Source organism: Afipia clevelandensis ATCC 49720 (assembly GCF_000336555.1).
GTDB lineage: Bacteria > Pseudomonadota > Alphaproteobacteria > Rhizobiales > Xanthobacteraceae > Afipia > Afipia clevelandensis.
The window spans coordinates 3,232,966-3,254,920 of the sequence record NZ_KB375281.1 but is presented as its reverse complement, the minus strand read 5'-3'; the positions used below and the strand labels follow the sequence as shown (position 1 = coordinate 3,254,920).

The 21,955-nt window shown below is 62.3% G+C and carries 24 protein-coding genes and 1 tRNA gene; 11 read left to right on the top strand and 14 right to left on the bottom strand.

Annotated features, from left to right (window positions below; translation table 11 throughout):
* On the bottom strand, nt 1-1,212 hold the full coding sequence (gene rlmN, locus HMPREF9696_RS15570; protein ID WP_002713993.1) for a dual-specificity RNA methyltransferase RlmN: 1,212 nt from the start codon (nt 1,210-1,212) through the stop codon (nt 1-3).
* 125 nt (nt 1,213-1,337) lie between these two features.
* Nucleotides 1,338-1,979 carry an invasion associated locus B family protein gene (locus tag HMPREF9696_RS15565; protein WP_040301516.1) on the bottom strand — a complete coding sequence of 214 codons (642 nt, stop codon included), beginning with the start codon at nt 1,977-1,979 and terminating at the stop codon, nt 1,338-1,340.
* Between the two features lie 329 nt (nt 1,980-2,308).
* On the opposite strand from HMPREF9696_RS15565, the gene HMPREF9696_RS15560 reads away from it, so the two are divergent.
* The gene (locus HMPREF9696_RS15560) at nt 2,309-3,283 is read left to right on the top strand and encodes an NADPH:quinone oxidoreductase family protein (protein ID WP_002713991.1); all 975 of its coding nucleotides are present in this window, start codon (nt 2,309-2,311) and stop codon (nt 3,281-3,283) included.
* Nucleotides 3,284-3,372: 89 nt separating this feature from the next.
* On the opposite strand, the gene HMPREF9696_RS15555 is transcribed toward HMPREF9696_RS15560, so the two are convergent.
* Both HMPREF9696_RS15555 and HMPREF9696_RS15550 read right to left on the bottom strand, forming a co-directional pair.
* On the bottom strand, nt 3,373-3,756 hold the full coding sequence (locus tag HMPREF9696_RS15555) for a YkvA family protein (RefSeq protein ID WP_002713990.1): 384 nt from the start codon (nt 3,754-3,756) through the stop codon (nt 3,373-3,375).
* Between the two features lie 81 nt (nt 3,757-3,837).
* The gene (locus HMPREF9696_RS15550; protein ID WP_002713989.1) at nt 3,838-4,128 is read right to left on the bottom strand and encodes a 4a-hydroxytetrahydrobiopterin dehydratase; all 291 of its coding nucleotides are present in this window, start codon (nt 4,126-4,128) and stop codon (nt 3,838-3,840) included.
* A 220-nt stretch (nt 4,129-4,348) separates the two neighbouring features.
* Between HMPREF9696_RS15550 and HMPREF9696_RS15545 the strand changes: the two genes are divergently transcribed.
* Entirely contained in the window at nt 4,349-5,755 is a 1,407-nt protein-coding gene (locus HMPREF9696_RS15545) for a TAXI family TRAP transporter solute-binding subunit (protein WP_002713988.1), read from the top strand.
* Between the two features lie 6 nt (nt 5,756-5,761).
* On the opposite strand, the gene HMPREF9696_RS15540 is transcribed toward HMPREF9696_RS15545, so the two are convergent.
* Nucleotides 5,762-6,163, bottom strand: coding sequence for a response regulator (locus HMPREF9696_RS15540; RefSeq protein ID WP_002713987.1), 402 nt, complete (start codon nt 6,161-6,163; stop codon nt 5,762-5,764).
* 176 nt (nt 6,164-6,339) lie between these two features.
* On the opposite strand from HMPREF9696_RS15540, the gene HMPREF9696_RS15535 reads away from it, so the two are divergent.
* The 4 genes from HMPREF9696_RS15535 (at nt 6,340) to HMPREF9696_RS21955 (ending at nt 10,891) form a co-directional block, all read left to right on the top strand.
* Nucleotides 6,340-7,107, top strand: coding sequence for a Crp/Fnr family transcriptional regulator (locus HMPREF9696_RS15535; RefSeq protein ID WP_002713986.1), 768 nt, complete (start codon nt 6,340-6,342; stop codon nt 7,105-7,107).
* Between the two features lie 282 nt (nt 7,108-7,389).
* Entirely contained in the window at nt 7,390-9,213 is a 1,824-nt protein-coding gene (typA, locus tag HMPREF9696_RS15530; RefSeq protein ID WP_002713985.1) for a translational GTPase TypA, read from the top strand.
* 187 nt (nt 9,214-9,400) lie between these two features.
* Nucleotides 9,401-10,633, top strand: a complete 1,233-nt coding sequence (locus HMPREF9696_RS15525; RefSeq protein ID WP_002713984.1) for a flavin monoamine oxidase family protein — start codon at nt 9,401-9,403, stop codon at nt 10,631-10,633.
* 63 nt (nt 10,634-10,696) lie between these two features.
* On the top strand, nt 10,697-10,891 hold the full coding sequence (locus HMPREF9696_RS21955; RefSeq protein ID WP_002713983.1) for a hypothetical protein: 195 nt from the start codon (nt 10,697-10,699) through the stop codon (nt 10,889-10,891).
* Nucleotides 10,892-10,895: 4 nt separating this feature from the next.
* On the opposite strand, the gene HMPREF9696_RS21340 is transcribed toward HMPREF9696_RS21955, so the two are convergent.
* Nucleotides 10,896-11,798, bottom strand: a complete 903-nt coding sequence (locus HMPREF9696_RS21340; RefSeq protein WP_002713982.1) for an HNH endonuclease — start codon at nt 11,796-11,798, stop codon at nt 10,896-10,898.
* A gap of 75 nt (nt 11,799-11,873) precedes the next feature.
* Complete coding sequence (locus HMPREF9696_RS15520) at nt 11,874-12,800, bottom strand: alpha/beta hydrolase family protein (protein WP_002713981.1); 927 nt, start codon at nt 12,798-12,800, stop codon at nt 11,874-11,876.
* Between the two features lie 167 nt (nt 12,801-12,967).
* On the opposite strand from HMPREF9696_RS15520, the gene HMPREF9696_RS15515 reads away from it, so the two are divergent.
* The 3 genes from HMPREF9696_RS15515 to HMPREF9696_RS15505 all read left to right on the top strand — a co-directional run bounded on the left by HMPREF9696_RS15515 (nt 12,968) and on the right by HMPREF9696_RS15505 (nt 15,669).
* Entirely contained in the window at nt 12,968-13,477 is a 510-nt protein-coding gene (locus HMPREF9696_RS15515) for a GNAT family N-acetyltransferase (protein WP_040302092.1), read from the top strand.
* A gap of 149 nt (nt 13,478-13,626) precedes the next feature.
* The gene (gene ppa, locus HMPREF9696_RS15510) at nt 13,627-14,157 is read left to right on the top strand and encodes an inorganic diphosphatase (protein ID WP_002713979.1); all 531 of its coding nucleotides are present in this window, start codon (nt 13,627-13,629) and stop codon (nt 14,155-14,157) included.
* Nucleotides 14,158-14,184: 27 nt separating this feature from the next.
* Nucleotides 14,185-15,669 (top strand): M20 family peptidase, encoded by a 1,485-nt coding sequence (locus HMPREF9696_RS15505; protein ID WP_002713978.1) that lies wholly within the window; start codon nt 14,185-14,187, stop codon nt 15,667-15,669.
* 3 nt (nt 15,670-15,672) lie between these two features.
* Here the strand turns inward: HMPREF9696_RS15505 and folD are convergent, their stop codons facing one another.
* Genes folD through HMPREF9696_RS15490 form a run of 3 tightly spaced genes read right to left on the bottom strand, consistent with a single transcriptional unit; the run spans nt 15,673 to nt 17,226 of the window.
* Entirely contained in the window at nt 15,673-16,557 is an 885-nt protein-coding gene (folD, locus tag HMPREF9696_RS15500; protein ID WP_002713977.1) for a bifunctional methylenetetrahydrofolate dehydrogenase/methenyltetrahydrofolate cyclohydrolase FolD, read from the bottom strand.
* A 27-nt stretch (nt 16,558-16,584) separates the two neighbouring features.
* Entirely contained in the window at nt 16,585-16,902 is a 318-nt protein-coding gene (locus HMPREF9696_RS15495; protein WP_002713976.1) for a DUF167 domain-containing protein, read from the bottom strand.
* 33 nt (nt 16,903-16,935) lie between these two features.
* The gene (locus HMPREF9696_RS15490) at nt 16,936-17,226 is read right to left on the bottom strand and encodes a YggT family protein (protein WP_002713975.1); all 291 of its coding nucleotides are present in this window, start codon (nt 17,224-17,226) and stop codon (nt 16,936-16,938) included.
* A gap of 277 nt (nt 17,227-17,503) precedes the next feature.
* Here HMPREF9696_RS15490 and HMPREF9696_RS15485 point away from each other — a divergent pair.
* A tRNA-Ala gene (locus HMPREF9696_RS15485) sits at nt 17,504-17,579 on the top strand.
* A gap of 182 nt (nt 17,580-17,761) precedes the next feature.
* Entirely contained in the window at nt 17,762-18,985 is a 1,224-nt protein-coding gene (locus HMPREF9696_RS15480) for a bifunctional alpha/beta hydrolase/OsmC family protein (protein WP_002713974.1), read from the top strand.
* 2 nt (nt 18,986-18,987) lie between these two features.
* Here the strand turns inward: HMPREF9696_RS15480 and HMPREF9696_RS15475 are convergent, their stop codons facing one another.
* The 4 genes from HMPREF9696_RS15475 to HMPREF9696_RS15460 form a co-directional block, all read right to left on the bottom strand.
* Nucleotides 18,988-19,497, bottom strand: coding sequence for a nuclear transport factor 2 family protein (locus HMPREF9696_RS15475; RefSeq protein ID WP_002713973.1), 510 nt, complete (start codon nt 19,495-19,497; stop codon nt 18,988-18,990).
* Nucleotides 19,498-19,502: 5 nt separating this feature from the next.
* Nucleotides 19,503-20,342, bottom strand: a complete 840-nt coding sequence (locus tag HMPREF9696_RS15470) for a glutamine amidotransferase (protein WP_002713972.1) — start codon at nt 20,340-20,342, stop codon at nt 19,503-19,505.
* A 163-nt stretch (nt 20,343-20,505) separates the two neighbouring features.
* Complete coding sequence (locus HMPREF9696_RS15465) at nt 20,506-21,282, bottom strand: SDR family NAD(P)-dependent oxidoreductase (protein WP_002713971.1); 777 nt, start codon at nt 21,280-21,282, stop codon at nt 20,506-20,508.
* A gap of 66 nt (nt 21,283-21,348) precedes the next feature.
* Nucleotides 21,349-21,828 (bottom strand): tellurite resistance TerB family protein, encoded by a 480-nt coding sequence (locus HMPREF9696_RS15460; RefSeq protein ID WP_002713970.1) that lies wholly within the window; start codon nt 21,826-21,828, stop codon nt 21,349-21,351.
* Between the last annotated feature and the right edge of the window lie 127 nt (nt 21,829-21,955).

The window sequence follows — 21,955 nt, the reverse complement described above, 5'->3', positions numbered from 1 at the left end:
TTAATCCGTCATCGCCATGGCGCGCAGCGCCTGACGCTCGCGCGCGGAGAGTTTTTCCGTCTCGGATTTCAATTGTCCGCAGGCGGCGAGAATGTCGCGGCCGCGCGGCGTGCGCACAGGCGACGAATAGCCCGCGTTGAAGACATATTCCGAGAACTTCTCGATCTGCTCCCAGTCCGAGCACTCGTATTTGCTGCCGGGCCACGGATTGAACGGAATGAGATTGATCTTGGCCGGAATGCCCTTGAGCAGCTTGACCAGCAGCCTCGCATCGTCGAGCGAGTCGTTGACGCCCTTGAGCATCACATATTCAAAAGTGATGCGGCGCGAATTCGACGAGCCGGGATACGCGCGGCAGGCGTCCAGCAATTCCTTGATCGGATATTTCCGGTTCAGCGGCACCAGCTCGTTGCGCAACTCGTCGCGCACCGCGTGCAGCGAGATTGCGAGCATGACGCCGATCTCGTCGCCCGTGCGCGCGATGTTCGGCACCACGCCGGAGGTCGAGAGGGTGATGCGGCGGCGGGAAATGCCGATGCCTTCATTGTCCGACACGATCAAGAGCGCATCGCGCACCGCATCGAAATTGTAGAGCGGCTCGCCCATGCCCATCATCACGATGTTGGTGACAAGGCGATTGCCGTTCGGCGTCTCGCGGTCGATCCAGTCATTGAGGCGATCGCGCGCCACCATAATCTGCCCGACGATCTCGCCCGCGGTGAGATTGCGCACCAAGCGCTGCGTGCCGGTGTGGCAGAACGAACAGTTGAGCGTGCAGCCGACCTGCGAGGACACACAGAGCGTGCCGCGGTCGGTTTCGGGAATGTAGACGCACTCGACTTCATGCGCGCGGCCGACGCCATCGCCCGGCAGGCGCAGCAGCCACTTGCGGGTGCCGTCGTTGGAAATCTGTTCAGTGACGACTTCGGGCCGGTCCACGGTGAAGTGTTTTTCGAGTTCGGCACGCATGTCCTTCGACACATTGGTCATGTCGGCGAAGGTCTGCGCGCCGCGCACATACATCCAGTGCCAGAGCTGCTGCGCGCGCATCTTGCGCTGCTTTTCCGGCACGCCGACCTCGCCGAGCCGCTCCGACAATTCCGCGCGCGACAGCCCGACCAGCGAGGGCTTCGCTGGCGGCACATAGGTTTCAAGCGCGGTCTTTTCGAGGACGCCTGAGTCCGGAATGCTTGCCGCTTCGGTCATGGTCATGTCGTTACGTGTCTCGGGGAAATGGCGGCGGCATGGCCGCCCGCGCCGGAACCCTTAAGGCCCCGTGACCCGCTATATAGAGGTAATATCGGCCAATTGCGACCGTCTTTGCGGCAGGGCCGGGATTACCGGCGGCACTCCTGGGCCATCTTGTCCAGCGCCTGTGACAGGCCCTTGAGCGGGAAAACGTCGGTGGTTTCGGTGCCCTTGGCGGAGGTCCCCTTCACCACGGCGTCCGCGCCCTTGCGCAGCGCATCCACCAGCCGGTCTTCCTCGGCGGCATTCTTGATCCAGAGCCCGTCGCCCTGCGAATACATCGCAAACCGCGCGCCTCCGACTTCGACAGACCCTTCGGAGCCCGGCTTTACGCCGTATCCGATCATGATCGAGACTTCGTTCGTCACCTTCTCAGCCGGACGGGTGGAGATAAAGGCATAGGCGGGATCGCGCGGACGGTTCGGCGGATTGGTCTTCGACGACGACGGCTTGGCCAGCGCAAAGCAGACCTTCTTGCCGTTCGGTGTCGCGGTATAGGCGCCCCAGGTGCCGAACTGGCCGATCAGCGACGGCTCCGCATTGCCCGCAGCCGCCGGTGCCGGCTTGGCGGGCGCCGTGCTTTTTGAAGACTTCGCAGGCGCGGGCTTGGCCGGTGCGGCCTTCGGCGCGGGTTTCGCGGCCTTGGATGACTGAGACTTGGATTGCGCGGTCTGCGCAAGAACGGCACCGGTAGAGCCGGCTACCATCAGCGCCGCCACCAGAACAACCATCGCTCGTTGAAAGGACATCACCAAAACCGGTTCCTTCAATAATGTGACTGGAAGATGGCTCTTGCAGCGACGAAAGGTGCAATAGACCTCAAACCGCTTGTTGGAAAGTTAACCCACGCCCGCTGCGCATTGACGCATATGTTCGTCGTGACGCGCTGCGCCACACGACATAGGGGCGACTCATCGGAAAACCGACTTTCGTCGGGCAGTGTTTCAAACATAGTTACACGCTGCAAGCCTTATGGCGAACGTGCAATTGCGATTGTCGGGCCGCATCAAATCCGGCAAGAAGTCGGCCAGTCCCTGTCTTACGAACGCAAGGTGTCCCGATGAAAGCCATTCTCTGCTCGCAATATTGCGGCCCCGACGAACTCGTCCTGAGCGACATTCCCGATCCAGTCGCGGGTCCCGGCGAAGTGGTGATCGCGATCAAGGCAGCGGCGCTGAATTTCTTCGACCTGCTGATGATTCAGGGCAAGTACCAGATCAAGCCGCCGTTTCCGTTTTCTCCCGCCGCCGAAATCGCGGGCGTGGTGGAGAGCGTCGGCGCGGGCGTGACCGATCTCAAGCCCGGCGATCGCATCGCGGCTTCATGCGGCCATAACGGCGCACGCCAGAAGATCGCGCTGCCCGCCAGCTCCTGCGTGAAGATTCCGGACAATCTCGATTTCGACCGCGCCGCCGGCGTCATCGTGATTTACGGCACCGCGCTGCATGCGCTGGAAGATCGCGCCGATCCGAAGCCCGGCGAAACACTCGTCGTGTTCGGCGCGGCCGGCGGCGTCGGCCTTGCGGCGTGCGAACTCGGCAAGGTGCTGGGCCTGAAGGTGATCGCCTGCGCGTCGAGCGACGAGAAGCTGGAATTCGCGAAGAAACACGGCGCCGACCTGACCATCAACTACGCCAAGGAAGACCTCAAGGAAGCGCTGAAGAAAGCCGGCGGCGAAAAGGGCATCGACATCGTGTTCGATCCGGTCGGCGGCTCCTATGCCGAAATCGGCGTGCGCTCGCTCGGATGGCTTGGCCGCTTCCTGGTAATCGGATTCGCTGCGGGCGACATTCCGAAGATTCCGCTCAACCTTGCGCTGCTCAAGGGCTGCGACATCCGCGGCGTGTTCTGGGGCGCTCATATGCGCCGCGAACCGGCGGCGGGCAAGGCTGCGCTCGAGAAGCTGATGAAGTGGGCGGCGGAAGGAAAAATCTCGTCGCATGTCGACAGCACCTTCCCGCTCGAGAAGACGGCTGAGGCGCTGAATGTTCTCGCCGCGCGCAAGGCAATGGGCAAGGTGATCCTGCATCCGTGATGTGAGACACGCCGTCATTGCGACGGAGCAAAGCGACGAAGCAATCCAGCTTATCTTAAGAATTGCTTCGCTTCGCTCGCAATGACGGGTTAGGTTTGACTATCGTTCTCATCCAGCCCGCGCGTCAGCGCAGCGTGGGCGGCGGCGCGATGCTCCGGCGTGATGTGGCTCGCCACCATGCGGATCGCGGTCGCCAGCACCGCCGCGTCATCGGTGAAGCCAAGCACCGGCAGCATGTCGGGCAAAAAATCGAACGGCAGCACGAAATAGGCCAAGGCGCCGAGCAGCGCCGCCTGGACATGGCGCGGCGTCTCGCGGTCGAACGCGCAGTAGTAAGCGGCGAGCAAATCCTCGGTGAACGGCAGGCTGCCGGCGAAGCGCTTCAGCTTCGCCCAGAATTTCCGGCGCACCCGCTCGGGATCCTTCGCGAGCTTTTCAGCCCGCTCGAAGTGAATGGTGTCGTCGGAGGTCATGGCTCAGGTTCCCTCACCCGGCGCGCGATCCGCGCCGCGCAGATTACGTAGGGACTGCGGCCCTCGACACAAGGCAGTGCCCTACCCGGCGATCCGGTCCATGGCTTCCGCCAGCGCAATGTCGCGCGCGGTCACGCCGCCCGCATCGTGGGTGGAGAGCACCACCTCCACGGTTTTGTAGACGTTGCGCCATTCAGGATGATGGTCGCTCTTCTCGGCCACCAGTGCCGCCCTGGTCATGAAGCCGAACGCTTCGTTGAAATCCTTGAAAATGAAGGTCCGCGCGATGGCGTCGCGGCCGGGCACATCCGCCCAGCCCTTGAGTTTGGCCAGCGCCGCGCGCCGTTCATCCGCCGAGAGCCGTTCCACCATGCCGATCCTCCAATCCTGCGCCTTCCCAACATATAACAGCGGCAACAGGTCCCGTGGGGCCATGGAAAAGCCGCGCTCGCTAACCATTGCTCAACATGGAACCTGCGGCCAGGCCGATGTTCTGGTATGATAGTCTCGTACTCTTGGACGTTTCTGAACCGGACTTGCGGGTCCCAATTCAGGCGCGTCCAACAGGCGGTCCAACAAGGCGCGGTAATCCATGGGCATTGGCGACATGTTTACCAGATCGATGGCGGCGGACGCGCCTCGTTCGCCGGGATCCTCACGTCCGCACAAGGCCAAAGCCATTCTGGGTGTGCTGGCCGCCGTGCTCGCGACCGTCGCTGCCGTGGTGGGCACCACCTACTGGCTCAACCGTCCGGTTCATCTGCGCATCGCGGTCGGCCCGCCCTACAGCGATGACGTCAAGGTCATTCAGTCGATCGCGCAGATTTTCGCGCGCGACCGGCGATACATTCGCCTGCGCCCCATCATCACCGACGGAACATCGTCCGCTGCCGCGAGCCTCAATGCCGGCACCACCGACCTCGCGGTCGTTCGCGGCGATATTCCGCTGCCGAAGGACGCACAGGCCATCGCCAGCATTCGCAAGAACTTCGCGGTGCTGTGGGCGTTGAACGGCAGCGCCAAGAAAGGCGCGATCAAGAAGATCGAACAACTGAGCGGCAAGCGCATCGGCGTGATCGGCCGCACCCAGGCCAACGTCAACCTGCTCAAGGTGATCCTCACCCAGTCCGGCGTCGATCCCGACAAGGTGCATGTGGTCCAGTTTACGACGACGGGCTTTGCCGAAGCGGTCAAGAACGAAAAGCTCGATGCATTTCTCGCGGTCGGCCCACTCAACAGCAAGATCACCGCCGATGCCATCGCCGCCACAACGAAGGGCGGCAAGGAAGCGACCTTCCTCTCGGTGGAGACGGCGGACGCCATCGCGCAAAAATATCCAATCTATGAGTCCGGTGAAATTCCCGCTGGCGCGTTCGGCGCGAAGCCGGCGCGACCCGACGACAAGATCGACACGATCACCTTCGCGCATCATATCGTGGCGCGAAAATCCCTGTCGGAGGTCACTGCGGGCGCGCTGACCCGGCAACTGTTCTCGGTCCGGCAGACCATCCAGAGCGAATTCCCGCAAACGGCGAAGCTGGAAACGCCGGACACCGACAAGGATGCGGCGATCCCCGCGCATCCCGGCGCCGCCGCCTATGTCGATGGCGAGGAAAAGACCTTTCTCGACCGCTACAGCGATTACATCTGGGGAAGCCTGATGGTGCTGTCCGCGCTCGGCTCGGCGGGCGCCTGGTTCGCCAGCTACTGGCGCAAGGACGAGCGCGTCACCAACTCGAACCTGCGTGAGCGGCTGCTGGAAATGCTGACCGCCTCGCGCAAGTCGACGTCGATCGACGAACTCGACGCCATGCAGGCGGAAGCCGACGAGATCATGCGCGACACGCTGCACTGTTTCGAGGACGGCGCGATCGAGGAAGGCTCGCTCACCGCTTTCAGCATCGCGCTAGAGCAATTCCACAACGCGGTCGCGGACCGCAAGGCGTTCCTGCTCGAAATGTCATCGAACAACGCACGGCCGCGCAGCCACGTCGCCTGACGATTCTCAGACCGATCGCCATCCGCGCAGTGTCGTGAGGAGCTCATCGCGCATATACGGCTTGCGCATCACGGGATAGTGCGCGAGCGCCGCGGGAAGAGCGGCGGGTCCGGAGTACCCGGTCACGAACACGAACGGGATTTTCCGGCGCGCAAGTTCTTCGGCGACGGCGAAACTCTTTTCCCTGACCAGCCCGACATCGAGCAGCACGAAGTCCGGCGCATGCGCGGCAATCAGTTCCAGCGCATCGGCGACGCCGCGCGCCGTCCGCACCGACGGCACGCCGAAGCCCAGAAGGGTCTCGCTGGTATCGAGTGCAATCAGCGTGTCGTCCTCGACGATAAGAACGTCGCCGGGCAGTTCAACAGGGCGATGAGCCGCCGGCTCGCCGGCGTCGATGGTGGTCATATGGATTGTCCCGAGGATGGTTGAGCAAACGCCCGCCGAGACCCCGGATGTCGCGCTGAAAGCCGCAACGCCGGTTCCCGGGTGGAACCGAACACACAAATGCCGCTCGCGTCTGTGCACTTTTGAACACTGGAACACAGGAACCTGCGGTATGTTGTCCCGGCGATGGGGGATTTATGACGCGACAACCTGTGAAGGCTGCCAGCGATGGCCGCCCGTTCAACAACCTGCTGCGGCGCCTGAACGAGTCCGACTACGCGCTGCTCGAACCGTTTCTGGAATCCGTCTCGGCCAGGGCGGACGACCTGCTCTACAGCCCCGGTGATGACGTCGAGACGGTGCATTTCCCGTGCGGACCGAGCCTGGTTTCGTTTCTTGTCGCCAATGAAGACGGCCGCGATGTCGAAACAATTCTGGTGGGCCGCGAAGGCGCGGTGGGCGGCATCGTCAGTCAGGGATTCCTCCCGGCCTATACGCGCATCACGATCAAGGTCGGCGGACCATTCGTGCGGCTGCGAGTGAGCAAGCTCGACGCCGCGAAAACCCAGTCGGCAACCCTGCGCTACCTGTTCGCCCGCTATGCCGACTGCATGCTGGCGCAGGTCTTTCAATCCACCGCCTGCAACGCGATCCATTCCATCGAGCAGCGCACGGCGAAATGGATCCTGTCGGCGCGCGAGCGCACCGGCGAGGATCTCGTTCCTCTCACCCACGAACAGCTCTCCACCATGCTGGGCGTGGGCCGCAGCTATGCCAGCCGCGTGATCCAGACCTTCAAGGCCGAGGGCGTGCTGGAGACCCGGCGAGGCGCCATCCTGATCCGCAACGAGACGGCGCTCGCGGCCCGCTCTTGCCTCTGCAACGAGGCCGTAAAAGCCCATTTCGAAGAGGTTCTTCGGGGCGTTTATCCAACGGAGCATGACAAGGAAAAGGTTGAGGGCTAACCCGCCTGTGGGCGCCGCTGTCTTCTTGTTGTGACACGGCAGGATAGGGCCGATACGGCCCTTTGGCCCGTTACCCTTGATGCCAAAATGGGCTGATAAAATGCCGTCCAGACCGTTGTTTTTCGGCGAGTTCTGACTATATTGCGCCGCAATGAGTGCCCGTGTGCCTGGTTCTTTTGGACCGGGCACCACGTTTTTTGGGCCTTGCGCGCACGCCGACATCGGACCTGCACTCAGCCGCCCCTGCGGCACCGCGCTCCATAGCTGGAAGACTTGAGACACATGAATCTGCGAAACATCGCCATCATCGCCCACGTCGACCATGGCAAGACCACCCTCGTCGACAAGCTGCTCCAGCAGTCCGGCACCTATCGCGAGAACCAGCGCCAGGTCGAACGGGCGATGGACTCGAACGACATCGAGCGCGAGCGCGGCATCACCATTCTCGCCAAATGCACCTCAGTCGAGTGGGAAGACACCCGCATCAATATCGTCGACACGCCGGGCCACGCCGATTTCGGCGGCGAGGTCGAGCGCATCCTCTCGATGGTCGATGGCGTGATCGTCCTGGTCGACGCCGCCGAAGGCCCGATGCCGCAAACTAAATTCGTGGTCGGCAAGGCGCTCAAGCTCGGCCTCAAGCCGATCGTCGCAATCAACAAGGTGGACCGCCCCGACGCGCGCGTCACCGAAGTCGTCAACGAAGTGTTCGACCTGTTCGCGGCGCTGGACGCCACCGACGAGCAGCTCGACTTCCCGATTCTCTACGGCTCCGGCAAGAACGGCTGGATGGGCAATTCGGAGACCGAGAACGACAAGGGCATGAAGCCGCTGTTCGACCTCGTCATCAAGCATGTCGCGCCGCCGGTTGTGGAGGAAGGTCCGTTCCGCCTGCTCGGCACCATTCTCGAAGCCAATCCCTATCTCGGCCGCATCATCACCGGCCGTGTTGCATCAGGCTCGGTAAAGCCGAACCAGGCCGTGAAGGTTCTGTCGCGCGACGGCAAGCTGGTCGAAAACGGCCGCATCACCAAAATTCTCGCCTTCCGCGGCCTTGAGCGTCAGCCGGTCGAAATCGCCGAGGCCGGCGACATTGTCGCCATCGCAGGCCTCACCAAGGGCACCGTCGCCGATACGTTCTGCGATCCGTCGGTGGAAACGCCTTTGCAGGCGCAGCCGATCGATCCGCCGACCGTGTCGATGTCATTCATCGTCAACAACTCGCCGCTCGCGGGCACTGAAGGCGACAAGGTGACCAGCCGCCTGATCCGCGACCGCCTGATGCGCGAAGCCGAAGGCAATGTCGCGCTGCGCGTGGTCGAAGCCAGCGATAAGGATTCGATGGAAGTGTCGGGCCGCGGCGAATTGCAGCTCGCGATCCTGATCGAGAACATGCGCCGCGAAGGCTTTGAGCTGTCCGTGTCGCGTCCGCGCGTGGTCTTCACCAAGGACGAGAACGGCAAGGTTCTGGAGCCGATCGAGGAAGTCGTGATCGACGTCGACGAGGAATTCTCCGGCGTGGTCGTGCAGAAGATGAGCGAACGCAAGGCCGAGATGATCGAGATGCGCCCCTCCGGCGGCAACCGCCTGCGCCTCGTGTTCTACGCACCGACCCGCGGCCTGATCGGCTATCAGGGCGAACTGATGACCGACACCCGCGGCACGGCGATCATGAACCGCCTGTTCCACGACTACCTGCCCTACAAGGGCGAGATCCAGGGCCGCCGTAACGGCGTGCTGATCTCCAACGAGCAGGGCGAAGCCGTTGCCTATGCCATGTTCAAGCTCGAAGACCGCGGCCCGATGATGATCGAGCCGGGCTGGCGGGTCTATCGCGGCATGATCGTCGGCGAACACACCCGCGAGAACGATCTCGAGATCAACGTGCTCAAGGGCAAGCAGCTCACCAACATCCGCACCACCTCGAAGGACGAAGCGGTGCGCCTGACGCCGCCGATCAAGATGACGCTGGAAAAGGCGCTGTCCTACATCGAGGACGACGAACTGGTGGAAATCACCCCGAAGTCGATCCGCCTGCGCAAGCGCCACCTCGATCCGAACGAGCGCAAGCGCGCGGAAAAGACCAAGGAAGCGCTGGCGAGCTAAGGCGGCGCGAAAGGATATACACGACGTCATGGCCGGGCTTGTCCCGGCCATCTGCGTTTTGGGACCTTAGGTCGCGATGACGGTGGCCACCTTGCACTTGAGATTGCCGTCTTATAGGTCGAGATAGAGAAAGCGTGGATGGCCGGGACAAGCCCGGCCATGACGATTCTCGTTTGGGCTGGCCAGAATGTCCCTTCCCTCCCACATCGACGTTGCGATTGTCGGCGCAGGCGCAGCCGGCCTTGCCGCCGCGCGCACGCTGGAGAATTCCGGTCTTTCGACACTCATCCTCGAAGCGCGGGATCGCATCGGCGGCCGCGCGCATACCATGATTGTCGGGGACGGCATCCCGTTCGATCTCGGCTGCGGCTGGCTGCATTCCGCCGACGAGAATCCGTTCGTCGCCATCGCCGAACAACTGGGTTTCGAGGTCAATCGCTCGCTCCCGCCCTGGCGGCTGCGCAGCTACAAAGATGTGTTTCCGCAAAAGGAGCGCGACGAATTTTTCGCCGCGCTCGATGCATTCTTCACCCGCACCGAAGCCGCCGCAAGGCGCGCGCAGGACAGCGTCGCGTCCGACTGCCTCGAACCCGGCAACCGCTGGAATCCGATGATCGACGCGATTTCGACCTATATCAACGGCTGCGAGCTGGATCAGGTCTCGGTGAAGGATTTCGAGGCCTATAAAGACACCGAGATCAACTGGCGCGTGCCGCGCGGCTATGGCGCGCTGATCGCCGCCTATGGCGCGCCGTGCCAAGTCGCATTGAACTGCAATGTCGCGCGGGTCGATCATTCCGGGCCGCGCATCCGCATTGAAACGTCACGAGGCACGCTGACGGCGGACAAGGTCATCGTCTGTGCGCCGACCGATCTGATCGCGTCGGAAGCGATCCGCTTTCATCCGGCGTTGCCGGAGAAGGTCAATGCCGCGGCGATGCTGCCGCTCGGCGCCGACGACAAGGTGATGCTCGCACTCACCGGCGACCATGATCTGCCGCCGGACGGCAACCTGCGCGGCGCCACCATGCGTACCGCCATGGGCACCTATCATCTGCGTCCGTTCGGCCGCGACTGCATCGAAGGTTTCTTTGGCGGGCGCTATGCGCGCGAACTGGAGAATGCCGGTGAAGGCGCCATGGCGGCAACCGCCATTGACGAGATCGTCAGCCTGCTCGGCTCGGACTATCGCGGAAAGTTAATTCCGCTCGGCGCGTCGCACTGGTCGCGCGATCCGTTCGCACGCGGTTCGTATTCTCATGCCCTGCCGGGACATGCCGACAAGCGCGCTGTGCTCGCCGCACCCGTGAACGGCCGTATCTTCTTTGCGGGCGAAGCCACCTCGCCGGACTTCTTCACCACTGCCCATGGCGCACAGCAGAGCGGCGTGCGCGCGGCGAAGGAGGTGATGGGGGAGTGAACGTCGGTTGACGCCCAATAATTCCATCTTGTGATAACATAGCTTTCTAGAGGAGGGATTTTTATGAACACGAATGGATCAGCCTCTTTCAAGGCGTGGCGCAATGTTGTCGATCGCTACTTACATGATACTTATTGCATAACTATCGCCGATGCGGGAATCGACGAGGAGCGACTTACCCGTTATTGGAAGGCCAACGACTCACCTAGAGAATTTGTAGAATGGTTCGCAGCTAAGTACGCCCTCGATTCGAAATGAGGTACTAGGTTCCTTTGAAGATATTATCGCGGTGAAACTTCAAAAAATGCGTATTCGGATGCAAAGTTTGATCCGTTGGAAGATTTAGCATCCGACTCCGGTTTATCAGACGCAACGCATCGTCCGGAACATGGTTCTTCGCGACGAGAATACGATAGTCATCGCTGATCGAAACAAGTCCTCGATCAAACATCCAATGAACTGTGCCGGACAGTGCCAAGCCGTTGCGCACGGAATCGGGGCCATTTGATGCAACCGGCTGAATGTGCGCCGCTTGGACTTCGGGTCGACCACCACCGTTTATCAATCGCAAGCCTGTAATTGCACACCGATTGGCATATGCCGCGCGGACATTATGCATAAACGATCTCTCGCGAAATGGACGAGAGACCGTCATTTCAACTATTGGCCGGATAAATGGCTGCGGCTGCTCCGAGAAGCCTAGGTTAGGATTTTCTACTGGAAATGTTTGCTCCGCTAAAACGGGGGCAAATCCAGCTTTCAGAATCCGATCAAATTCATCATCTGGAACGAGACGCACGGCGCGACCAAAAGCACCTTTGTTGGTACTGCCGTCTTCCTTCTGCAATGCGCTTTCGTAATAAAGCGCACCTTCGGCAAATGGGACCGGCCTATCAAAATCTAAATAGTCGCCCACAATTGCATAATAGTGATCCGGCTGCTGCTTATCCTCGATGATTGATTCGACCCGAGCAACACCAAAATATGACTGCCTACCGCCGCCACTCGAAAGATCCGCGCTTGATCGCCGCGGCTCATAATACACAACGTAGTCTCCAACCGCTTGTCGGGCATAGTTGAGATACGTTTTTGGAAAATGATACCGGACCTCTGGTAGGTCGTCGTAACTCGGTGTCACCTTAGTGATAAAAACTGCTTTTGCCATAAACAGCCAATCAGATCGGCTTCAATACATGTCAGAATAGACATGTATATGCGACTCAACCTCTTTCGTCGATCATCACTTCTTCTTCGCACTTGCGCCCTGCACGGGCGACGCTTGCACATTCAACCCCGCCACATTGGCCATGAGTGCCGCGAGCGTCGCCTCATCCCCCGCCTCCGCAAGCCAGTGGCCTTCCTTGCCGAAGGCCGGAAGAATCTGAAAAGCCACCTTGCCGTCTCCTGCCTCGGTGAACGCATCGGCCATCTGTTTTGAAAACGCCGGCGGAAAGAACGAATCGTTGTCCGCCACCAGCCATGTCACCGGCACGCGCGCGTCTTCGCCGAACTCCTTCGCGGCGGCGATGAGTTTGTCCGGCGCGCAGATGCTGTTGGCGCGATCATCCTTGCGGCCGCCGCGGCCCGGCGCGAACACAACGATGGCGGACATATCCTTTGGGCTGCGATCGGTCAGCGCCAGCGCACCCCATCCGCCCGCCGAGTGCCCGACAATGACGGAGGCATCCTTGCGCGCGAACGACTGTGCGCGGATGAACGCCAGCGCGGTCGCGATCTCTTCCGCCGTGGTGCGCGCCGACATCGTATATTCGGCGTTGTCGCAGCCCTCCTGGTCTTCAAGGTAAGGCCCGCCGGTCTTGCCATGGCCGAGCCGCTGCGGAATGAGCACCGCGAACCCTTTGGCGACCAGCGCGGCGGCAAGCGCGGGATATTCCGGCTGCGGCATCTGCGCCCGCGCCAACCGGTTCTGTGTCGAGGCGTGGGCAATCACCGCGATCCGGAACGGCCCCTTGCCGGGCGGGCGAAACAGCACCGCTCGCGAAGGTGTGATCTGGTCCTGCGTCGGCACCAGCCAGTCCTGACGGCGGTTTGGCCCCGACTCACCGCCCTGCGGACCGAGTTTCGACTCACCCCAAACGGGTGCCGGCGACAGAAGACCACCTGCCAGAAGCAGCACAGCGGCCTTGAGCAATGCGTTTTTTGTCATCTGCGGCGATCATTGCCTGCGTCGCGCGGCCAAGCCAAGCGCCATGCAGCGCACAACTGTCCTCTTTCGGCACAGGTAAGTATGAACCTGATGCAAAAACCGCACATATTAACCGATAATTAACGATGGACCTTGAAGGCGGCCCGCCGAGTTGCTTTGATTGCATCATGAGCACGATCCTTATCGAAGTTCGTCCCGCCAAGGCGTCCGATGCGTCAGCCGTTGCTGCCACGCATGACGAGGCTTGGCGCGCCGCCTATCAGGGAATCATCCCCGGCGCCGAACTCGAAAAGCTGATCAACCGCCGCGGCCCCCAATGGTGGGATTCGGCGATCCGAAAAGGCAGCCGCGTCAGCGTCTTGTGCTTCGGCGACAAGATCGCCGGCTATGCCAATTACGGCCGCAACCGCGCCCGCAGCCTGCATTTCGAGGGCGAGATCTACGAACTTTACCTCCGCCCCGAGTTTCAGGGCCTCGGCTTCGGCCGCCGCCTGTTCACCGCCGCCAAGCGCGATCTCGGCCAGAGCGGGCTCAAGAGCATGGTGATCTGGGCGCTCTCCGACAACGAGCCGGCGGTCGAGTTCTATCGGACGCTGGGCGGCCGGATGGTCGCGCGCTCGTCGGAGCGGTTCGGCGGCAAGTCGCTGGACAAGGTCGCTTTTGCCTGGACGGCCTGATTTGCGCTTGGACGGCCCAATTACGCGGCGCGATCCGCATTTGCGCGCCTGACGTCAGTTCTTATTCCTTTGGCCGGTATTTTCGGGCTTCCAGCCCCGCGTCCGATTCGCTAACCAGCGCACAGGATCGACCAACCACAAGGCCTGTCATGCGCATCGACGCGATTTCCATCGGCAAGAATCCTCCCGACGAGGTCAATGTCATCATCGAAGTGCCGGTCGGCGGCGAACCGATCAAATACGAAATGGACAAGGACGCCGGCACGCTGGTGGTGGACCGCTTCCTGTATACGGCGATGCGTTATCCCGGCAATTACGGCTTCATCCCGCACACCCTCTCCGATGACGGCGACCCGTGCGATGTGCTGGTGGCCAACACCCGCGCGATCGTGCCCGGCGCGGTCATCGCGGTGCGTCCCGTCGGCGTGCTGTTCATGGAAGATGAAGCCGGCGGCGACGAGAAGATCATCGCGGTACCGACCTCGAAGCTGACCCAGCGCTACGACAAGGTGACAAACTACAGCGACCTTCCCGAGATCACGCTGCAGCAGATCCAGCACTTCTTCGAGCATTACAAGGATCTCGAACCCAAGAAGTGGGTGAAGGTGCTGCGCTGGGGCAATGCCGAGGAAGCGCGCAAGCTGATCGTCGAAGGCATCGAGCGCGCGAAGAAAAAGTAAGGACGACGATCCCCGGGGATTCAGATCATGCGCCGCGCACTCCGCATCCTCCGTAACCTCGTCCTGCTGCTGATTGTGGCGGCGGTTGTTCTCGCCGCGGTGCTGGTGGCGAATACATGGCGCAAGCCCACGCGGCAGATCGCGGTTGCGCCGGTCGCCCCGGCGGCGGTCGATGAAACCGGCGCCGCGCAGCGCCTCGGCGCCGCCGTCAAACTGCAGACCATCGCCAGCGCGACCGATGCCGATCAAAGCGCGGAGGCCTTCCGCGCGCTGCACGGCCTGATCGCGCAAAACTACCCGGCCTTCCATGCCGCCGCAAAACGCGAGGTCGTCGCCAATTACAGCCTGCTCTACACCTGGGAAGGCAGCGATCCGAAGGCGCCGCCGTTCGCACTGCTGGCGCATCAGGACGTGGTGCCGATCGCACCCGGCACCGAAGGCGACTGGCAGGTGCCGCCGTTCAGCGGCGAGGTGAAAGACGGCTTCATCTGGGGCCGCGGCTCGTGGGACGACAAGGGCAACCTGTTCTCGATGCTGGAGGCCGCCGAGCAGCTCGCGAAAGAAGGCTTCAAACCCAAGCGCACGATCTATTTCGCGTTCGGCCATGACGAGGAAGTCTCCGGCAAGCGCGGGGCGGCGGCGATGTCGAAGCTGCTGCAGTCGCGCGGCGTGAAACTCGACTTCGTGTTCGACGAAGGCCTGCTGATCACCGACGGCATTCTCAAGGGCATCGACAAGCCGGTGGCGCTGATCGGCGTTGCCGAGAAAGGCTACGTCACGCTCTCCCTCTCCACCACGGCGACGCCCGGTCATTCCTCGCTGCCGCCGCCCGACACCGCCATTGGCAAACTGAGCGCCGCACTGGCGCGGCTGGAGAAACGGCCGTTTCCCGCGTCGGTCAGCGGTGTGATGCGCGAGACGCTGCAAACGGTGGCGCCGGAGATGGATTTCAGCAGCCAGCTTGTGCTGTCCAACCTGTGGCTGTTCGAGCCGCTGGTGCGCGCGCAACTCCTGAAGACCGCGCAGACCGCCGCTACGATCCGCACCACAACAGCGCTGACCATCTTCAATGCGGGCAACAAGGAAAACGTGTTGCCGGGCCGCGCCGAGGCGATCGTGAATTTCCGTCTTCTGCCGGGCGAGACCGAAGAGAGCGTGATCGCGCGGGTGAAATCCCTCATCGGCGATGACCGCATCAAGGTGACGCCGCTGCCGGGCAACACCAATCCGCCGCCGATGACATCGACCGCGACGCCGGACTATCAAATGGTGAACCGCACCATTCGCGAGATTTTTCCAGATGTGCTGGTGGCGCCGGGCCTGATGGTCGCCGCCACCGACTCGCGCAACTATCTCGATGTGACCAGCAACATTTTCCGCTTCTCGCCGGTGCGCGCCACGGCGGAGGACTTGAAGCGCTTTCACGGCACCAACGAGCGGCTCAGTGTCGCCAACTATGCCGACATGATCCGCTTCTACCGGCGGCTGGTGCAGAACGCGGCCGCGCCGTAGCGGCTACACCGCCGGAGCAGGCAATCCCTTGATCGCGCAAGCGGCGCGCACAGTGTTGACCAGCAGGCAGGCAATCGTCATCGGCCCGACACCGCCCGGCACCGGCGTGATCGCGCCCGCAACCTGAGCAGCTTCCTGGTAGGCCACATCGCCGATCAGTCTGCTCTTGCCGTCCGCGCCGGACACACGATTAATGCCGACATCGATCACGGTCGCGCCGGGCTTGATCCAGTCCGCCTTGACCATCTCGGGCTTGCCGACCGCCGCGAGCAGCAGATCGGCCTGCCTGCAAATCTCGGCAAGGTCGCGCGTCCGCGAATGCGCGATGGTCACCGTGGCGTTCTCGTTGAGCAGCAGTTGCACCAGCGGGCGGCCCACAAGATTGGAGCGGCCGATGATCACCGCGTTCAGGCCTTCCAGCGAGACGTGAACCGTTTTCGCAAGGATGATGCAGCCGAGCGGCGTGCAGGGCGTCAGTGCCGTGAGGCCAGTGGCGAGCCGCCCGGCATTGATCGGATGCAGGCCATCGACATCCTTGGCCGGATCAATGGCGTTGATGACGGCCTGGGTGTCCAATCCCTTGGGCAGCGGGAGCTGCACCAGAATGCCGTGCACGCTGGCATCCGCGTTCAGCTTTGCAATCAGCGCCAGCAAATCCTTCTGCGGCGTATCCGCCGCCAGCTTGTGCTCGAACGATGCCATGCCTGCCGCTTCGGTCTGCTTTGCTTTGTTGCGGACGTAAACTTCGGAGGCGGGATCATTGCCGACCAGAACCACCGCAAGACCCGGTGTCAGTCCGTGATCGCGCTTGACCCGCCCCACTTCGTCCGCAACACGGGCGCGCAGATCGGCGGCGATGATTTTTCCGTCAATGATTTTGGCCGTCATCAGGGGTCTTTCGTCAGGACTTGTCGGTCAGGTCTTGCCAGTCAGAGCTTGCAAGGTATCGCCCAGTTTCTTCGGATCGCCGTCCACCGCCACCTGCTTGAGGCGCGAGGTCGCGCCGGACAGCACCCGGACATGGCTTTTCGGCACATGAAGCGCCTTGGCGAGCAACTCGGTCACCGCGCGATTGGCTTCGCCGCCTTCGGCAATGGCACGGACCCTGATCTTGACCACGCTGCGGCCATTGGCCAGCGTCTCGATGCCGTCGATCGCATCCAGTCCTCCGCGCGGGGTCACCCGCAGCGCGACGCTGATGCCCTGAACGGAAAAGCGCCAAGGAATAGCCATGCAGGAGTCAAGGAACCGGAAGCCCTCGTGCGATCAGATCACGTTCGGATAGATGTAATAGGTAATCACGCGCTGGATGAACATGATGATCAGGATCACGATGATCGGCGAAATATCGAGACCGCCGAGATTGGGCATCACGTTCCGGATCGGCCGCAGCACCGGCTCGGTGATCTTGTAAAGGAACTCCGCGACAGCCGCGACGAACTGGTTGCGGGTGTTCACGACGTTGAAAGCGATCAGCCAGGACAGGATCGCTGAGGCGATCAGCAGCCAGACATACAGGTCCAAAACGATCAGAACGATGTCGAGAATGGCGCGCATGGCGGTTCTGGTGTCCTTCGCTCGCTTCCGTGGATATCCGTCTCCATACCGTTTCGCGGCGGCGCAAACAAGGGAGGTTTCCGCGCCGGACGGGCTCTTGAACCGGCCCGAACCGGGCCGCTGCCTCAAGATTTGCCCACGATCCCGCTACCGAAACGGCGTCCATTCGGGGCGAAAACCAGCGCCGCAAACATTGATTTGGGTGTTCTTGACTTGGCCATGATCGGGATTGTAAATGGCCCCCACTTCATCCGCCGCCGTCAGGCAGGCCGATCAAGGGGCCATAGCTCAGCTGGGAGAGCGCGTCGTTCGCAATGACGAGGTCGGCGGTTCGATCCCGCCTGGCTCCACCACGCTTCGCCTGCGGCTACGCGTGGCGCAGCCACGTAGCCGCAGGCGAAGCGTGCCCGGCAAAGCCCGAAGGGCGACGACGGGCCTCACAAACTCCTACACATATTTGGCTGCGAGCCCCGTCCTCAGCTACGCTGATGGCAACATCAATCGTGCTGCGCACTGACATGACCGGAGGGTCCGCATGACCACCGAAAAATTCCAGTTTCCCGGCTCGGACGGACAGCTTCTGGCGGCGTCCCTTGACCTGCCGGAGGGCGCTCCGGCCGCCTACTCCCTTTTCGCACATTGCTTCACCTGCGGGCAGAACGTGCTTGCCGCCAAGCGCATCGCCGAGGGGCTGGCGAAGCACGGCATCGCGACGCTGCGGTTCGATTTCACCGGCATCGGCGCCAGCGAAGGCGAATTCGCCAATACGACCTTCTCGTCGAACATCGCGGACCTCGTGCTGGCGGCGGATCACCTACGCAAGACCAGGCAGGCGCCGTCGATCCTGATCGGCCACAGCCTCGGCGGCGCGGCAATTCTGGCCGCGGCCTCGCTGATTCCCGAAGCAAAATGCGTCGCCACCGTCGCCGCGCCGTCGGACCCGTCGCATGTCACGCACTGGTTCAAGGAGCAGATTCCGGACATCCGTGAGAAAGGCGAGCTCGAAGTCTCACTGGCGGGCCGGCCGTTCCGTATCAAGCGTGAATTCCTCGACGACATCGCCGAACACAGGTTAACGGAGACCGTTGCAAAGCTTCACAAGCCGCTGCTGATCTTTCATTCGCCCACCGACAACACCGTCGGCATCGACAACGCGACCCATCTGTTCGTCGCGGCCAAGCATCCCAAGAGCTTCATCTCGCTCACCGGCGCCGATCACCTGCTATCGCGCAAGCAGGACGCGACCTACGTGGCCGACATGATCGCGCCATGGGCCACGCGCTATCTCGACGCGCCGGAAGCCGCAGGCGCAGTCATCGCAGATCCTCCCGCGGGCACTGTCGTGGTGAGCGAAACCCGCGCCAGCAAACTGCAGAACGTGATCGCGGCCGGCCGGCATCGCATCCTCGCCGACGAGCCTGTCGATGTCGGCGGCATGGACAGCGGACCTGGACCTTACGATTTCCTGCTTGGCGCGCTCGGCGCCTGCACGTCCATGACCATGCGGCTCTACGCGGAGCGCAAGGCCATTCCGCTCGCGCGGACAACCGTGACGCTGCGGCACAGTCGCATCCATGCCAAGGATTGCGAGGACTGCGAAACCAAGGATGGCATGATCGGCAGGATCGACCGCGTCATCGCCATGGACGGCGCTCTCGATGCCGAACAACGGGCCAAGCTGATGGAGATCGCGGACAAGTGCCCGGTCCACCGCACGCTGACATCGGAAATCAAGATCGTAACGACGGCGAAGGAGTAGCGTTATTTCGCCGGCACCTTGGCGCGGCGGGAGCGCGCGAGATAATCGACAGTCTCGGGGCGATCCCGGAGCCAGCCCGACCAGCGCTTGAGAATTTTCGCGATCCGATCCGGCTCGACGCCGAGCTGCACCATGGCGACGCCGCCATTGACCGACTCGCGATATTCCGCGATCAGCCCGCCCCGCAGCACGAACCGGCTCATGCCGTCGATCACCACGAATTGCCCGGCGAACTGCGGCACTGTCGAGGTAAAGCTCGACAGCGACCACGCATAGCCCGTATCGCCATTGCAGACCGGATCGAACATCTCCCAGCGATAGTCGTCGCCGGCGTCGCGATGAAATAGATGCTCCATCATGTGCGCGATCTCGACGCGGCCTTTGTGCGGGCCATAGATATAATCGTGATAGACCGCGTCTTCGGTGAAATGCCGCGCAAAGCGGTCGCCGTCACCGGATTCGGCCGACAGCGTGAAATCGTTCAACAGGCGCGCGAAGCTGTCCCGATCCATCCGCCTTACTCTGCCGCGAGCGAGGCGATTTGTCCGCGATCGGGCGCAGGCGGGCGATGCAGCCAGCCATCGAGGAACGCCGTCAGCCAGGCGCGCTCCGCGAGATCATGGACCATGCGGCCATTGAAATGTTCGGCGCGGTTGCGCGCGCCGGGCATCGACATGCGCTCGTGTCCGCGCGTGGTCCAGCGATGCAGCATCGCGTGAGTCACATCGGGATGAAACTGGATGCCGAAGCAGCGCCCGGTGCGGAAAGCCTGCACCGGAAAGTCGTCGCCTTCCGCCAGTTGCTCGGTGCCCGCGGGAAGGTCGAAGCCTTCGCGATGCCACTGGTAGACATGATCGGGCCAATGCGAACAGAGCTTGCGTCCCGCGTCCGTCGGGCGGATCGGATAGTAGCCGACTTCGGCGCGGCCTTCCGGATGCGGCGCGACCCGGGCGCCGAGATGCTTGGCGAGCATTTGCGCGCCAAGGCAAATTCCGAGGAAGGGACGCTGCTCTTTCAGCGGCACCGCGAGCCAGTCGATTTCGCGGCGGATGAACTCCTCGGTGTCGTTGGCGCTCATCGGCCCGCCGAAGATGATCGCGCCGGCATAGTGATCGAGGGTTTTGGGCAGCGGGTCGCCGAACACCGGGCGGCGGACATCGAGCGGATGGCCCATGGCGCGCAGCGCATTGCCGACCCGGCCTGGCGTCGACATCGGCCCGTGCAGGACGATCAGGACCGGCAAGGCGGTAAACCGGCCACAGGCGGTCAGACCAAAAGTCGTTGGACCCAGGGTCTCGAGGCCGACTTCGCCAAGCTGATTACCATCGGGCCGCAGCATCGAATTGTCTTCTTCCATCCCCGGCAAAGGACAAGCGTCTCCATTGAACGCCGAATTTGAAAATATTGTGTTGCACAGGCGCCGTCGAGACAGGATTACGCGGAGGTGACCTGCAACGGCGGGGATTTGGTTCGAGGCATGGCGTTGCCCGAAAAGCGGTACCCGCTTCTCGGAGCCTGCCTCAGCGCTTCTGCTGCACCCGGGCGACCGAGGCCAGCACCAGGCTGCGCGGCGCAAACCTCAGTAGGAACGGGATCATCCGCACACCGACCCCCGGCAGCACCAGTCGCTTGTTGGACATCAGCCCGCGATAGCCCGCCCGCGCCACGGCGGCGGCCGACAGATTGAGGACCGCCGAATCCAGTCCCGGCTTGAAGCCGGCCACGCCCTGAAATTCGGTCGGCACCGTGCCCGGACACAGCGCCGTGACCCGCACGCCCTTCGGCCCGAGTTCGCCCCGCATCGCTTCCGTGAACGACAGCACATAGGCCTTGGTGGCGTAGTAGACCGCCATGCGCGGTCCCGGCAGGAACGAGGCGATGGATGCGACATTCAGAATGCCGCCGCGATGCCGGACGATGCTCTCGGCAAAGCGCAGGGTCAGGTCGGTCAGCACGCGGACATTCAGATCCACCATCGCGAGCTGCTGGGCGCGGTCGAGATCGACGGCCTCACCGAACAGGCCGTAGCCCGCATTGTTGACGACGGTTTCGACCTCGGCATCCATCTCCTTCAGCGCCGCCGTGATTTTCTCGCAGACGTCCGGGGCGCAAAGATCGCAGGCCAGAACCGCAGGGCGCGGATGCCCGGCGGCCGCGATCTCGTCGGCGAGTTGCCGCAGACGATCCTCGCGGCGCGCCACAAGCACCGTGTCCGAGCCGCTTGACGCGAAAATTCGCGCCAGCTCGGCGCCGATGCCCGAGGAGGCGCCCGTGATCAGCGTGACACGTTTGGTCATGAATGCATGTCGTCGGTCAGATTGGCGGGATAAAGCGCAAATGGAAAACTTTGAAAATATGGCAGGTCAGGATGTCGTATCGGAGGCGAGCCGTCCATCGGCAACGCGATGCTTGAGATTGAGCCGGTCGCGCGATGAAATGCCGAGCAGGTCCGCAGCGCGCCAGACCACATTGTCCTCGAATTCAGTGACATGGCCGTCGGCGTAGACCAGTTCCCACATCATTTCGATAATGCGAAGGCGGCCCTCTTCATTGACGGAACGCATGATCACACTGGTGAAGTGATAGAGATCGACGGCCTCGCCCTCGACCAGCGTGGCGTCGGCGATCAATTTCGCAGCCATGCCCGGATCGAGATCGAAACGATACTCAAGCAGCGCGTGCAGCTTGCGCTTCTCGGTCTCCGATGGCTCGCCGTCGAGCGAAATCACATGGATCAGGAGCGCGGCGGCGGCCAGCCGGTAGTCGCCATCGGCAAAGGTGCGTGTTTCGGCTCCGGAGGGAGAAACAACATCGGCGATGAAATGGCGCAATCTGTCGAGCATCAATCTCTGCTATCGGACACGAACCTGAACACGGACATCATTCTCGAAAAAGCGAAGGCGCTCCCTCAACATCATGTCCGGACCAAAGTCTAGGACACAAGATCGTCAGGTTCTATGGCCTGAAAAT

Excerpts from the sequence above, each read along its gene's own strand:
- rlmN (WP_002713993.1), bottom strand. The coding sequence starts at position 1,212 with ATGACCATGACCGAAGCGGCAAGCATTCCGGACTCAGGCGTCCTCGAA.
- HMPREF9696_RS15565 (WP_040301516.1), bottom strand. The coding sequence starts at position 1,979 with ATGGTTGTTCTGGTGGCGGCGCTGATGGTAGCCGGCTCTACCGGTGCC.
- HMPREF9696_RS15560 (WP_002713991.1), top strand. The coding sequence starts at position 2,309 with ATGAAAGCCATTCTCTGCTCGCAATATTGCGGCCCCGACGAACTCGTC.
- HMPREF9696_RS15555 (WP_002713990.1), bottom strand. The coding sequence starts at position 3,756 with ATGACCTCCGACGACACCATTCACTTCGAGCGGGCTGAAAAGCTCGCG.
- HMPREF9696_RS15550 (WP_002713989.1), bottom strand. The coding sequence starts at position 4,128 with ATGGTGGAACGGCTCTCGGCGGATGAACGGCGCGCGGCGCTGGCCAAA.
- HMPREF9696_RS15545 (WP_002713988.1), top strand. The coding sequence starts at position 4,349 with ATGGGCATTGGCGACATGTTTACCAGATCGATGGCGGCGGACGCGCCT.
- HMPREF9696_RS15540 (WP_002713987.1), bottom strand. The coding sequence starts at position 6,163 with ATGACCACCATCGACGCCGGCGAGCCGGCGGCTCATCGCCCTGTTGAA.
- HMPREF9696_RS15535 (WP_002713986.1), top strand. The coding sequence starts at position 6,340 with ATGACGCGACAACCTGTGAAGGCTGCCAGCGATGGCCGCCCGTTCAAC.
- typA (WP_002713985.1), top strand. The coding sequence starts at position 7,390 with ATGAATCTGCGAAACATCGCCATCATCGCCCACGTCGACCATGGCAAG.
- HMPREF9696_RS15525 (WP_002713984.1), top strand. The coding sequence starts at position 9,401 with ATGTCCCTTCCCTCCCACATCGACGTTGCGATTGTCGGCGCAGGCGCA.
- HMPREF9696_RS21955 (WP_002713983.1), top strand. The coding sequence starts at position 10,697 with ATGAACACGAATGGATCAGCCTCTTTCAAGGCGTGGCGCAATGTTGTC.
- HMPREF9696_RS21340 (WP_002713982.1), bottom strand. The coding sequence starts at position 11,798 with ATGGCAAAAGCAGTTTTTATCACTAAGGTGACACCGAGTTACGACGAC.
- HMPREF9696_RS15520 (WP_002713981.1), bottom strand. The coding sequence starts at position 12,800 with ATGACAAAAAACGCATTGCTCAAGGCCGCTGTGCTGCTTCTGGCAGGT.
- HMPREF9696_RS15515 (WP_040302092.1), top strand. The coding sequence starts at position 12,968 with ATGAGCACGATCCTTATCGAAGTTCGTCCCGCCAAGGCGTCCGATGCG.
- ppa (WP_002713979.1), top strand. The coding sequence starts at position 13,627 with ATGCGCATCGACGCGATTTCCATCGGCAAGAATCCTCCCGACGAGGTC.
- HMPREF9696_RS15505 (WP_002713978.1), top strand. The coding sequence starts at position 14,185 with ATGCGCCGCGCACTCCGCATCCTCCGTAACCTCGTCCTGCTGCTGATT.
- folD (WP_002713977.1), bottom strand. The coding sequence starts at position 16,557 with ATGACGGCCAAAATCATTGACGGAAAAATCATCGCCGCCGATCTGCGC.
- HMPREF9696_RS15495 (WP_002713976.1), bottom strand. The coding sequence starts at position 16,902 with ATGGCTATTCCTTGGCGCTTTTCCGTTCAGGGCATCAGCGTCGCGCTG.
- HMPREF9696_RS15490 (WP_002713975.1), bottom strand. The coding sequence starts at position 17,226 with ATGCGCGCCATTCTCGACATCGTTCTGATCGTTTTGGACCTGTATGTC.
- HMPREF9696_RS15480 (WP_002713974.1), top strand. The coding sequence starts at position 17,762 with ATGACCACCGAAAAATTCCAGTTTCCCGGCTCGGACGGACAGCTTCTG.
- HMPREF9696_RS15475 (WP_002713973.1), bottom strand. The coding sequence starts at position 19,497 with ATGGATCGGGACAGCTTCGCGCGCCTGTTGAACGATTTCACGCTGTCG.
- HMPREF9696_RS15470 (WP_002713972.1), bottom strand. The coding sequence starts at position 20,342 with ATGGAAGAAGACAATTCGATGCTGCGGCCCGATGGTAATCAGCTTGGC.
- HMPREF9696_RS15465 (WP_002713971.1), bottom strand. The coding sequence starts at position 21,282 with ATGACCAAACGTGTCACGCTGATCACGGGCGCCTCCTCGGGCATCGGC.
- HMPREF9696_RS15460 (WP_002713970.1), bottom strand. The coding sequence starts at position 21,828 with ATGCTCGACAGATTGCGCCATTTCATCGCCGATGTTGTTTCTCCCTCC.